Source organism: Paenibacillus sp. PvP094 (assembly GCF_040546835.1).
GTDB classification, from domain to species: domain Bacteria; phylum Bacillota; class Bacilli; order Paenibacillales; family Paenibacillaceae; genus Paenibacillus; species Paenibacillus illinoisensis.
In genome coordinates this window covers 4,989,996-5,003,229 of record NZ_JBEPOM010000001.1, presented here as the reverse complement: position 1 = coordinate 5,003,229, position 13,234 = coordinate 4,989,996, and the positions used below count along the sequence as shown (strand labels likewise).

The 13,234-nt window shown below is 47.2% G+C and carries 10 protein-coding genes; all 10 read right to left on the bottom strand.

All coding sequences use genetic code 11. The annotated features are described in order from the left end of the window. Positions 1-161: 161 nt before the first annotated feature. Complete coding sequence (locus tag ABIC22_RS22825) at positions 162-3,416, bottom strand: hypothetical protein (protein WP_354484009.1); 3,255 nt, start codon at positions 3,414-3,416, stop codon at positions 162-164. 24 nt (positions 3,417-3,440) lie between these two features. Further along, positions 3,441-4,448, bottom strand: coding sequence for a zinc-dependent alcohol dehydrogenase (locus tag ABIC22_RS22820; protein ID WP_354484007.1), 1,008 nt, complete (start codon positions 4,446-4,448; stop codon positions 3,441-3,443). A gap of 26 nt (positions 4,449-4,474) precedes the next feature. Next, entirely contained in the window at positions 4,475-5,338 is an 864-nt protein-coding gene (locus ABIC22_RS22815) for a carbohydrate ABC transporter permease (RefSeq protein WP_127537015.1), read from the bottom strand. Further along, positions 5,332-6,309, bottom strand: coding sequence for an ABC transporter permease (locus ABIC22_RS22810; protein ID WP_127537014.1), 978 nt, complete (start codon positions 6,307-6,309; stop codon positions 5,332-5,334). The genes ABIC22_RS22815 and ABIC22_RS22810 overlap by 7 nt, the downstream gene beginning before the upstream one ends. A gap of 86 nt (positions 6,310-6,395) precedes the next feature. Beyond that, positions 6,396-7,985 carry an extracellular solute-binding protein gene (locus tag ABIC22_RS22805; protein ID WP_127537013.1) on the bottom strand — a complete coding sequence of 530 codons (1,590 nt, stop codon included), beginning with the start codon at positions 7,983-7,985 and terminating at the stop codon, positions 6,396-6,398. A 69-nt stretch (positions 7,986-8,054) separates the two neighbouring features. Next, complete coding sequence (locus ABIC22_RS22800; RefSeq protein ID WP_354484004.1) at positions 8,055-8,720, bottom strand: Gfo/Idh/MocA family oxidoreductase; 666 nt, start codon at positions 8,718-8,720, stop codon at positions 8,055-8,057. Continuing rightward, the gene (locus ABIC22_RS22795; protein ID WP_354484002.1) at positions 8,696-9,598 is read right to left on the bottom strand and encodes a Gfo/Idh/MocA family oxidoreductase; all 903 of its coding nucleotides are present in this window, start codon (positions 9,596-9,598) and stop codon (positions 8,696-8,698) included. Before ABIC22_RS22795 ends, ABIC22_RS22800 begins: the two co-directional genes overlap by 25 nt. Continuing rightward, the gene (locus tag ABIC22_RS22790; protein WP_354484000.1) at positions 9,565-10,662 is read right to left on the bottom strand and encodes a dihydrodipicolinate synthase family protein; all 1,098 of its coding nucleotides are present in this window, start codon (positions 10,660-10,662) and stop codon (positions 9,565-9,567) included. The genes ABIC22_RS22795 and ABIC22_RS22790 overlap by 34 nt, the downstream gene beginning before the upstream one ends. Further along, positions 10,663-11,679, bottom strand: a complete 1,017-nt coding sequence (locus tag ABIC22_RS22785) for an NAD-dependent epimerase/dehydratase family protein (RefSeq protein WP_354483998.1) — start codon at positions 11,677-11,679, stop codon at positions 10,663-10,665. Between the two features lie 175 nt (positions 11,680-11,854). Continuing rightward, a complete protein-coding gene (locus ABIC22_RS22780) occupies positions 11,855-13,228 on the bottom strand; it encodes an extracellular solute-binding protein (protein ID WP_354483996.1) in 1,374 nt (457 codons plus the stop codon). Positions 13,229-13,234 lie beyond the last annotated feature (6 nt).

Sequence of the window (13,234 nt, the reverse complement as noted above, 5' to 3'; positions counted from 1 at the left end):
ACTTCATCTTATTTTTAGGACAATAAAAAGACGCTGTCATGCGCTATGACAACGTCTTTTTTCATTTAACATATTCACTATCCTCTGATTTACTATTCTAAGTATTACATATTCAAGCATGATCGAGATCAGGCCCAGAAAAGCTCTTTATTCAAATAAAATTAAATTTGTGAACCGAGCTGTATCAAAATCTCCGCATGTTCTTGAGCTAATCCCTTGCCAATCTTGGCTTGCACTTGATGGACAAATCCGTTGATTGCGCCTTTTTTCCCTCCCTCATTACCTGATTCATCGGCTCTTTCTACTTTGGCCCATTGTTCCTTTAGTCTATCAGCCAGCTCTTGATCATTAGCGAGGAACTTGTCGATAAGTCCTGCCATACCTTTATAGGTAAGGATCACCTCATAAGAAAAAGAAGAATTTGTCGTGTTCCCAGCGATATCATGGGCGGAAGCATGGGCCAAATGCTCCCCAACACCCTTCAAATAGGCAGGGCGATCTGCAAGCACAGCATCACAATCACTTTTAGCTACACCTGATAATGCATCCTGAGCGGAGCATTCGATCCGGACTTCCTCATCCAGCTCGTAGACGGATTTTCCTGAAAATTCGATGATAGGAGCCGTTTTGTCAATCTTAACTTCGGTAGTAGAGGGCACCCCGGGCACACCATAAGCCGATGCAGACCAAAAAGTTACGGCCGTCACTCCTTCTTCGCGTACAGTAAACTCAGTGGTACCGCCTTCGGTCTCACGCTGATTGATTTCCTCAGCCCCCGTAGTTTCGAAAAAGATGGAGCTTGCTCCTTCCGAGTTTAGCGTAATCGAAACATCTTCATGGTGCCAACCCTGCTCATTTGCCTGCGGATTAAGCGTAGCTTCAGTCAAGGGAGCCGTATTATCTTTAACCGTTACAGAAAAATCGTCATAGTAAGCTGTGGAGATATTATAGCGGCTGGTTACCGCAATTAGTCTGGCATAAGCCGTTCCTTCCGGTGCCGTACCGCGGAGAGTTACTTTTTGCCATTGGTGAAGTCGCGATTCATCCAGATGTGTTTCCAAAGTAGACAGGCTCTGCCCTTCTGCATTATAAAATCGGAACATGAAACCAGGCTGGCCTGACTCAATATATATTTGAGTACTTGCGGTGTACTCCTCTCCAGGCACTAATGGGATTGGATTGCTTTGCACCGCAACGGAGGCAGTACGAATACGATCCGTTGTTTTCAGGCTATAATCACCTGCATAACTCTTATTGCTGCTCCGCTCGAAATAAACATCCCCACTTGTCGCAAACAGTGAAGTCCAGCCCGGCAGCTTTCCGCTCTCTTCTGGCTGCTCCAACCCGGCATTGTTTACCGGCAAAGGAAGCCCCGGCGGTTCGGCCACAATCTCTCCATCAATTTGGATTCGATACAGAACCGTATTGGTTGCGAGATCTGTAAAATACAGGTCCCCATCCATGCCAAGATCAAATCTCGAAGCATCCGTTAATGTTCTGAAATCCAGTGTTTCCGGATCAATCACCGTCAGCTTGTTGTTAAACAGGACATACAAAAGTCCGTCTTCCGACCAACGCATCGGATGATGATGCCACTGGGTGTAATAGAGCTTCGGATAAATCTTCTTATATTTTACAAGTTGGTACGTGTCCGGATCGATCGCAAATATATATTCGTAGGATGCTCCCCAGATCAATCCATCCGGCCCGAGAGACAGGTCCCCAATGAAAATCGGATCGACAAGTTCGGGAAAATCCAGCGTAAACTCTGTAATTTTTTGCTCATTTTGAACATCCCACACAAAAATTTTGGCCTCCTGCTCGCTCGGCGTGGAGCCCAGTCCTCCCCTAATGGTCGTAGATCCAAAAATCTTCCCGTCTACATAAGCCGTACTGAGCACACTCTGATTCTGAACCACGTTTCGATGGACTTTGGTTTCACCTGTAGCAGTATCATGAACTGTAAGCGATCCTCCCAACGTCCCGTATCCAGAGATGGTCGAAATAAACAGTTTACCGTCCCCTTCAGACATATGCACAAGACGTTCCTGATCGTTCCCGAGTACAGCGAGACGCTGCGGATTCGTGCTTCCCGGTTCTTGATTCAGATCATAAACGTACAAGCCACCTTCCGGGTAGACTCCCATATAGACTTTGTTTCCAATTGGGTATACACTGTCCGCTTGACCAATGCTGAAAGGTTTTGTCGTCATGGTCTCTAAGTCAACTAACGAAGATCTTGCTTGAGAACCCGTTGTTATCAGCTGTGTATCGGATACGCTTTGGAGACGATTGACGACTCCCGGCAATCCTGGAATAATCGGCGGCTGTACAATGACTTTTTGGGTATCGATATTGAGCATGGCAACTCCGCCGTCATATCGTACCGTAACGAGCGTTTTTCCCGGCAGCTCGGGATTGTTCTGAAACTCTACCCAATCCGCCCCTCTGAACCCACTCTCATAGGTCATGCCGGTTTCCTCTACCTGATGTGTCGCCAGGTCAAAGGTTTTCAGTTTTTTCTCGGACATATAATACAGCTTTCCATCCACAGAGTCAGCTGCGTGAAGACCGGTTACCTGCTGAAGCTCCACATCAAGCCAGGATCCTGTTGTGGTATCGTAGATATAACCCTCACCCGGTACACCACTTCCATCCGTATAACGTGCGAACAAATAACGGTTATCAATCGTACTCAAATCGTATACTGTATCGTTTTTGACGGTAAGCGAAGCGGCAATATTCGTTTTTTCACCTGTAGCCAAATCCACACGCACGATCTGTTCATGGGCTGTACCGGCATAAATATATCCCCCCTGGTAAGCAATGGAGCGAACATACTCCTGATCAACCGCACCGATAACACGGCCATAATCCCTCACTTGCTTGGTCACAGGATCATACTGCCAAACCTTGCCGCCCGGATAAGTCCCCACGTATACTCTCCCCTGTTCATCCGTCGTGATACTATTGGAGACAGACTGTCCTTCAAATTGAGCCACTTGAACAGCCTGATGGGTGACTGGCGAATACTCCCATAATCGTGCACCCGATCCTTCGGCAGCCACATAAAGCGTACCGTTCGGCGCAACGGTATGCGCCCAGGAGCTTTCCGACGGCCCAAGAGAAACCGTCCGAAGCAGTTTGTACTCTTCGAGGTCGATCACATTCAGGAAGCCAGGCTTGCCTTTACTCGTGGCATACATGACTGGTTTTCCATCCTCATAGCCTACAGTTCCGTTAAAGACAGCTACCGTGTAATTGTTGGGAACAAGCAGTTCTTCGGGGGCGCTGAAGTTTTTTTGAGTAAGCTTGGATTCCTCTGCTTGGGCAGGAGCAGACTGCACGGGAAACATCACAATAACAAGTAAACAACTCATGAACATGGTGATCAGGTTGGAAAAAGGCTTTTTCATCACACATCTCCCCTTCTTCATGCATTAAAAATACTTGATCAACGTGGCAAGTGCCCCTTGAGCCGAATCGGATTGATAATTTTCATAAGCTTCAGATGCTTCATCCAAAGCAAATATATGCGTGATAGCAGGACTTACCGTAATTCGCTTATCAGCAAGCAACCTGACGTATTCGTCCATATTTCTTCCTTCCGTCCACCGCACGAAACCGATGGGATAATCCTGATTGTGCTGCTCGTACTGCAGATCGTACCTCCCAGGCCCGCCTGCTCTGGAGATAAGGATCTGAGCTTCTTTGCGAAACATCAAATCTCTTGAAAACTCCATGGACAAATCACCAACGATCACGACTTTTCCCCGGTCACGAAGCCACTCAAGTGACTTGTTGATCAGCACTTCACCAGGCCCGCCAGCACATAAGAGGATGGAATCAAATCCTAAACCTCCCGTTTCGTTCATCACAAAACGCTCCACTTCCTCTTCAGTTGAAAAGCCTGCTTGAATGCCCATCTGCTCCTGAAGCAGCTGAACCCGTGCTTTGCTCAGATCGTATGCAGCCGTGTGACATGCACCAGCAGTGGCGATTTGGGCCACAAGATTACCGAGAATACCCAGTCCAACGACAAGCACCTTGTCGCCGAATCTCACGTCAGCCGTACGAAGCGCATGTATGGCGATGGCTCCGAGCCCGGTAAATGCGGCCTCCTCTGGTTTGACATGTTGAGGTACTTTGGTTATCAGATTGGTCGGTACCGAAATGATTTCTGCATGTCTTACATAAGGCACACCATAACAAGCCACTCGGTCTCCCGGTAGAATATCTCTGACTTCACTTCCCGTTTTTTCCACAATCCCAACAGCGCTATAGCCAAGGTATACCGGGGATACGCCTGATCTTTTAATCGCACTCATTTCCGTGCCAGGACTAATGCCGGAATATTCGGTCCTCACTTGCACATGTCGTTTGTTCAGTTCGGGTATATCCGCTTCCAGTATCGTGACCTTTCCTTCCTTCGCAGCAACGATTTTCATTAGATACGGCTCCTCCTTCAGTCGATTTAGCCTTTTTCCGAACCGAGCATCACCCCTTTAGCGAAATACTTCTGAGCAAACGGATAGATGAGCAGAACGGGGATCATAGAAAGTACGATGGTTGCATTTTTAATAGACTGTGGGGCAAGGGCCGAACGATCCACAAGTCCCGCGTCGTTTTCTGCGCTGTAGATTAACATATCCCGCAGCACGACCTGCAAAGGATATTTATCCGGATCGTTCAAGTAAATCAGCGGTAGGAAAAAGCTGTTCCAGTGGCCCATGAAATAAAAAAGTCCGATGGAAGCAAGCGCAGGCTTGGATAAGGGAATGACAATGTTGAACAGAATCCGGTATTCGGAAGCTCCGTCGATCAGGGCCGCTTCGCGTATCTGGGAAGACATGTTTTCGTAAAAGCTTTTAAGAATGATCAGTTCCATTGTCCAGATGGCATTGGGAAGTACGAGTGCCCAAACCGAATCTGTTAACCCCAGCTGCTGCACGACCACATAAGTGGGAATAATACCGGGATTCAAAAACATGGTGAGGACAATGGCCATCATAAAAAACTTGCGTCCGAAAAATCCTTTTTGCGACAAAGGATATGCCGCTACAGCCGTAAAGAGTAAATTCACAAACGTACCGAATGCCGTATAAAAAATAGAATTCAGGTAGGCTCTTGGAATCGTGTCATTTTTAAGCACCTCGACATAAGCCTCAAGGTTCAGCCCTTTCGGAAAAAGAAACACCTTACCTTGAACGACCGCTGCTGTATCACTTAAAGAAACGGCCGTAATATACACAATGGGATAGAGTGTCGCTACAGCAACAAGACAGAGGATCAGCGAATTCAAGACACCAAAAACAGATATTTTGCGCTCACCTACCATAAGCCATTACCTCCCAGCCGTTTGCTGATCGCATTGGCGGACAGCAGCATCACCATTGCAACGAGCGCTTCGAATAGTCCTACTGCGGCTGCATAACTGTAATTGGATTCAAGCAGTCCTTTGCGGTATACATACGTTGAAAATACGTCTGCAACGTCATAGGTCATCGGATTATAGAGCAGCAGCACTTTCTCATAACCGACGCGAATCATGGAGCCGGTTTTCAAGATGAACATGATAAGCATCGTGGGAAACAATCCAGGAAGCGTAATATGGCGGATCGTATGGAAACGACTGGCACCGTCCACCTTGGCCGCTTCATAAAGCGTAGGACTGATCCCCGCAATGGCTGCCAGATAAATGATGGATTCATATCCTGCGTTCGCCCATATTTCCGAAATGACATAGATCGGACGGAACCAGCCTGGATCTACGAGAAAGTATTTTTTCTCAAAACCAAGTGCTGCCAGCATTTGATTCAAAATACCATGGTTTGGCGAGAGAAAATCGATAATCATGCTGCTGATAATGACCACGGACAAAAAGGCCGGCAAATAACTGAAGGTTTGAACCGATTTCTTAAACCATTTGGTTCTGACTTCGTTCAGCAGAAGGGCAAGCAGGATGGGAAAGGGAAAGCCGAAAATAAGCGTATATAATCCCAAGAGCAGCGTGTTCCGGAAAAGCAGCCAAAAATCTTGGTTCGTAAAGAACTTGATGAAATGCTCCAGTCCCACCCATTCACTGCCAAGCACTCCTGTAAACACACTGTAGTCTTTGAAGGCAATAATCAATCCATATAGGGGCCCGTAACGAAAGATGACATAAAATAGGATGCAAGGAAGAAACAGCAGAAGCAGCTGCCTGTCGCGCTTAATATGATTCCACGTCTGTTTAAGCCGGCCTCTGAAGCTCTTCTTTCGCAGTTCTTTATGGTAAGCTGCCGAATGTTCCGTGCCGATGTCTGCCATAAGATTATCGCCTCCAATACCTTTTTCCCTAAGGAGGAAACGTTCCAAGCATCGCCTCCTCCAGTTCAATCATGTCTTAAGCTCATTTATTTGGATTCGTCATATCTTTTTTGAGCTTCATTATAGATTGCCATCAGCTCCTCCACACCGCCTTTGCTGATCTGGCCTCTGAAATTCTCCCACTCGCCATCTCCGTAGCCGGCGTCAAGAATATATTTGGAGTTGAATTCTTCAGCTGATTTTTGCAGTGATGTCTGCAGCTCGGCAATCTTGGAGGTTTCCTCGTCCGTAAAATTAAGGATCGGATCAAGGGGCTCGAAACGCTCCTCATTCACGATTTTATCCTGCGCCTCCTGCTCTTTCTCCGAGAAACGATAATAGATGCTTCGATGGTCCGGTCTTAGGTAAGCTCCTTCGAGCCACATGGCATAACGATCCTCGAGCACGGTTATATCCACAAGGGGAAGATCCTTTAATTCCGGGTACACCGGATATCCGTCCTCGCCCCATTCGAAGTTCACCGTTTCCACTCCGATCGTCATTAACTCGCTCCCGGATGGACTGGTCAGATAATCGAGCAGTTTAAGCGAGGTTTCTGTATTTTTGTTTTTGGCAACGGCAACGCTGAAATCTGAAACCTCAGGCAGTGTTCTGATATTGCCGGTCGGTCCCACGGGATTGGCATATCTGAGGTCATAGTCTGGATTTTGCTCTTTGATCTGGTTATAAAAGAGATCCAGGCGTCCAATCCAGTCAAATGTGACAAACGATTTGTCTGTCGTCATCTTGGTCGTCCAGGAATCCTGAGTATCTGTCAAAAATTCTGGATCAAGCAGTTTTTCATTGTACAGTTTCTTCATGAAATCAAGCATGTCCTTATGCTCTTGCTGTACTGCGGCGTACTTCCATGTGCCGTCTTTTTCATCGTAATAGGCAGGGTACTGATCCGTATTGCCGAGTCCCCAGCCGAAGGCCCAATCTCTGAAGATATTAGCCAAGCTCTTGGATGCATAGGGGTAAGAATCGGGATAAGCTTCTTTTACTTTTTTCAGAGCTTCATAAAACTCGTTCGTGTTCGTCCATTCCTTGATACCAAGCTCATCAAAGATATCCTTCCTGAACATGAATCCGTGATTTACTTTGCGATTGAGATTGTAAATAGGCCAGGTATATATATTGCCGGCTTCATCGCCGAAAGACTTGATGACCCAGTCGTTTTCTTCCATATATAGCTTTTTGAAGTTAGGGAGCTGATCCGCGTATTCATTGATGGCAACCACACCGTTTTGTTTGCCGATTTTCTTGAGTTCGGCCGGTTTTAGCCCTGTAAAAATGTCCGGCAGCTTACCGGATGCCACAATGACTTTTAATTTATCCTGGTAGGTTTGTGGGGAATACGTTTGGAAGTTAACTTTAATACCGGTCCGTTTTTCAATCTCCTGGACAACCAGTTTGCTCGGGCCAAGGTCTTTTGCATTGCTTGGCAGCATGTACGTGATGGTCGTCGGCTCATCAACAAGAGGCAAAGTGAGACCCCCTGTATCACCGTACTGTCCGGGTTCCTGGGGCGGTAGGGCAGTCGAACCGCCTTTGTCTGTACCACTGCTGCATGCGGCAAGGATTGAGGTCAACAGTGTGATCGCAAGTAGTATGGAAATCCTCTTTTTCAGCTTCATCAAACATTCCTCCTTCAGATAGGTGGATCTGATTCACTAGAGCAAGGAGTCAACACGTATAAGGTTTGATCACATTTCCATGAGGATGGTGCATTTTTGTAGACGACTTTGCTCTGCGCACTCCAAAAACCGGATAACTTCCAGCGTTTTGGAAGGATGCACGGTGCACACGCCGTTTTTGAGCCAATTCATGACCGACTTCAGGAGCTCTTTGTAGCTCGGTTCAAGCGGGATATGCTGGTTAGCGTTTCTGGTGTGTAGCGTTATTCCAAAGTTCTCTGGGCCATTTTGGATTCCGCGGATCGTTCCCATCCTCCCCTCTTTCCAGGTTCCAGTAATGAGATCGCCATGATCGGTAGAGAAGGCGGTCACTTCCCTGCATCCAGGGCCCATGATTTGAAAGAGTAGTTCTGCCGAATGGATGCCGTACCAAAAATAATGACCCTGCGTTGATTCGACATGCATCGGTCCGTACACGTCCGCCCCCAAGATGTCTCCTCTTGTGCATTCAGACAGAGCTTCGGCATAACGCAAGCTTGAAGCACTCATTAAAGGGATTTGAAACTCTTCTGCGAGTCGGATGATTTCACCTGCGTCTGCTGAAGACAAAGCAAAAGGTTTATCGATAAACACGGGTTTAAGGTAAGAACAGATCGCCTTGAACTGATTCAGATGTATCCTTCCAAAACGCTGGAAGTTATCCGGTTTGATCACATTTCCATGAGGATGGTGCATTTTTGTAGACGACTTTGCTCTGCGCACTCCAAAAACCGGATAACTTCCAGCGTTTTGGAAGGATGCACGGTGCACACGCCGTTTTTGAGCCAATTCATGACCGACTTCAGGAGCTCTTTGTAGCTCGGTTCAAGCGGGATATGCTGGTTAGCGTTTCTGGTGTGTAGCGTTATTCCAAAGTTCTCTGGGCCATTTTGGATTCCGCGGATCGTTCCCATCCTCCCCTCTTTCCAGGTTCCAGTAATGAGATCGCCATGATCGGTAGAGAAGGCGGTCACTTCCCTGCATCCAGGGCCCATGATTTGAAAGAGTAGTTCTGCCGAATGGATGCCGTACCAAAAATAATGACCCTGCGTTGATTCGACATGCATCGGTCCGTACACGTCCGCCCCCAAGATGTCTCCTCTTGTGCATTCAGACAGAGCTTCGGCATAACGCAAGCTTGAAGCACTCATTAAAGGGATTTGAAACTCTTCTGCGAGTCGGATGATTTCACCTGCGTCTGCTGAAGACAAAGCAAAAGGTTTATCGATAAACACGGGTTTAAGGTAAGAACAGATCGCCTTGAACTGATTCAGATGTATCCTTCCGTCGGCACTCAAGATAAGGATGGCATCGGTGTTTTCTGCAACTTGCTGCATCGTGGGCATCAGTCTCACTCCGTATTCTTTCGTCATCCGACCGGCAAACGTGTTAACACGGGTGATACTGAGTGGAAAATCAGGAGATCCGCCCGCATATGCAGCCGTCACAGTCACATCTGCAAAAAGAGTCTCCCAACTTTCGTGAAGAATACGGGTGAATGCCAGGGCATGAGAGCTGTCAAGTCCAATGATTCCGATATTCATGTCTGGGAAAGCGAAGCAACCCTGAGCCACTCATCCAGATGCTTCTTCACAAAATCATCATCATTCAGGTGAGGATACTGGCGGTATACACGATCGATTTCCTCTTTTTGCCCGTTGGATAAGGTCTCCTGCGGATTCAAGCACCAAATCCCTCTCATGAGACCCTGCCTTCGAAGAACCTCGTGTATCCCCGGTATACAGCCAGCAAACTGATGGGCAGGATCAAAAAAAGTGGCATTGGCATCTGTAATCTCCACGTTTCGCGTGAGCAAGTCCCGTGACAACGGTGATCCCTTGGGCTTGCGGAGACGTTTCACTTCTTCCAGCAGCTGAACCGCTTGATGTGTCCAGACAGCAAAGTGACCCAGCAGGCCGCCAACGATTTCTTTTTCCATGGGACCTTCTTCCGTTTCGAACCGAAAAGTTGTAAGTAGATCCATCAGGATGTTGTCATCGTTTCCTGTGTACAATGCAATTTCATTGCGGCGGCTTGAGCAGCAAACCGCTCGGACAACATCAATCGTTTGATAGCGGTTAAAAGGAGCTATTTTGATGGCGATGACATTGTCAATTTCAGCAAAAGCCTGCCAAAAATCGAAGCTCAGCCAGCGGCCACCGACAGAAGGCTGAAGATAAAATCCGATGACCGGCATCATTTCAGCTATCTTTTCCGTATGCCGAAGCAGGTCTTGCTCACTCCAATCATGGAGTCCACCCATACTCAGCAGCACCGCATCATATCCGAGGGCTTTACTAATCTGGGCTTCTTCCTTCGCCTGTTCACTATCCCCGCAAACGCCCGCCACCTTGATGAAGGGCCTTTGCAGGCGAGCTTGCTCCGTTTCCTCTGCGGCCAAGCGAAGTACCCGTTCATAGAGGTTAACCTTGGGATCCCGAATCTCAAATTGGGTGGAATGCACACCAACTGCAATTCCGCCAGCTCCTGATGCGATGTAGTATTTTGTCAGCACCCGCTGATAGACTTCATCCAGCTCTCTGCGTTCATTTAAGGCAAGCGGATGAGCGGGGATAACCAACCCTTCATGGAATGCTGCTGCCAGTTCCGGTGTAAGTGAAGCTTGTTTTTTGTGCATTCAGAACCTCCCCTTCCTCTCCGAAAAGTGGGTTGGTTTGTTCCACGTAGGTCCGCCGGATTCAACCCATTCGGCAATGAAATCAATCATTTCCAGCAAGCCTACTCTCGGATAACCGAATTCGCGAAACGCCTTAGCTGCATTGCTCAGCAGAGCCGTTTCGGATTCGCTTCCCTCAAACGATGCGGTAAGACCAAACCTTTTGGCAAACTGCTGTGCTGCCCAGCGAACGGACATGGTTTCAGGTCCGGTCACATTCAAAATTTCGGGAGGACTTTGGCACTTAAGCAGGCTCCTTAAGGCAATCTCATTGGCATCTCCCTGCCATATCACATTGGCATGCCCCATCGTAAGGGATACGGACTTGCCTTCATGGACCTTTTGGGCAATTTCGAGCAGCACCCCATAGCGTAAATCAATGGCATAGTTCAAGCGGTACAGCAGCATCGGCGTGCCATACGTATGAGAGAAGTATTCAAACATTCGCTCTCTCCCCAGAGTGGATTGTGCATATTCCCCGAGAGGTTCAGGGGGGACTGATTCATCTACTCCGCCGAGAGCCACCGGGGAAAAGGGATACACGTTCCCGGAAGAAAAAACGACGATATGCGAATCTTTATACTTTTCTGCCACTCTTCCCGGCAAATACGTATTCATTGCCCATGTATAATACTCTCTGCCCGTTGTACCAAACTTGTTGCCAGCCATATATATGATGTTGTCCGCTGCAGGCAGCTGCATGAACTCTTGATCGTCTAAAAGATTGCAGGAAATGGTCTTAACTCCCGCGCTTTCAAGATCGTTCTTCACCTCCTGATCCTGAAACCGGGATACAGCAGTCACCTTCTTGTTCATTCCTCCCGCTCTGATGGCTTGTGCGGCCAATCTCGCAAGACTTGGGCCCATCTTCCCGCCTGCGCCCAAGATAAGAAGATCCCCATCCACTTTATGTAAGTCATTGATTAGCTGATCTGATGCCTCCGAAAGCTTTGCTTCCAATTCAGCCACGGTCTTCATCCGAATACGGTCACCTCTCCCTGTTAACTTTCATAGTTGGATCATATGTGGTTCTTATTTTCAATAAGAAATTAGCATACGGCACGTTTTCTGTCAACTGGTTCTTTTGTAGTTCATATAAAATAAAAAAGGCACTACCTGATGGCAGTGCCTTTTTAAAGCTTTTATTCGTATTTTATAATTTGAGACTTTTAGACGGAAGCAACACTTCAGCGAGTCCCTCTTCATCCATTAGATAAGACATGTACTGCTTCAGGCTTTCTCCGAAACGAATCTGAGTTTGCATGGAAATCGACAGATCCCGATACGTCATGTATTTCGAACTATAGTCTCGGTGAAGCTCCAACCTGGACGGTTTGTTTTTAAGCTCCACTGAACATGTTTCCGTTATATATCTGCTTGCAGGTAGACTGTAGGTCTGCTGCCTAATATAGGTCTGTGCCTCATCTGAATTGAGATAATTCACAAAGCAGGCTGCCGTGTCCTTTTGGCTCGATTCTGCACTGAGAGCAATGGCCGTTGACAGAAGAAGTGTCCTATCATTCTTAAAATGTGGTAGCTGTGCAATATCAAAGGAAAAGTCCGCATTTTTTAGCTCATTCAGCATGTAATATGTGGTTAGCATGACGGATACCTTCTGCTCCTTAAACAATTTCTCGGCTTCAAATTCACCTTGGGCCAAGGCAAGCGGAAATATGCCTTCCTCTGTCACAAGATCCCTCAGCCATCTTAATCCTTCTGTAGGAAAGCCAGTTCCGTTCTGAGCTGGACTGGAATCCGCCGAAGATAGATCGTCCTCATTTTGCATCCAAAAAATCGGCCACCGGTTCATGGAAAATAACTGAAAAGCGATACTGTAGCGATGAGGTGCCTTAAGTTCTCTAAGCAACGCCGCCAGTTCATCCCAGCTCCAGCTACTATTCGGTTCACCCAGTCTCTTCTCTCTCAGATGCTCCTTGTTGTAACACAAAATAACAGGTGAATATATGAAAGGCTGTGCTGCCAAAACACCCGATTCCTTCTCAAAATAAGTTGTAAGAAAAGGATAAATTGTATCGTTTCGATCCTGGTCGACCAACAAATCAAGGTACTTTTTCTCTTGGAATTGGTACATATCCTGCAAGTTGATGGTTAACGCATCGACAATCCCTAGTTTGACAAGATTGGCGATACTGTCTGAATTCATATAAGGAAGCTCAATGGTCTCCACATGAATATGTGGGTGTTTCTCGTGGAACCTCTTAATAAGTTCCTCCATCCCTGCTTCTTTATAAAGTGAGGGATATACACCAAAACGAATGGTTTCCCTCGAAGCAGGCTTTGCCACCTGCGTGCCCACCCTTGGGATTTTAACGATCAATCCCTCCTGTACAAGCTCATCCAGTACATATCTTACGGAGTTTTTACTTAAATTGTACTGTTCTGTTAGTGCCAACTCAGAAGGCAGAAATTCTCCCGGGCTGTAGGAGCCGGAGTTAATTTTTTGCTTCAGGTCGGCAGACATATGTCTGGTTCTGGTCTGAAAAGTATGACGATCTATTTTCGCCATGGGCCG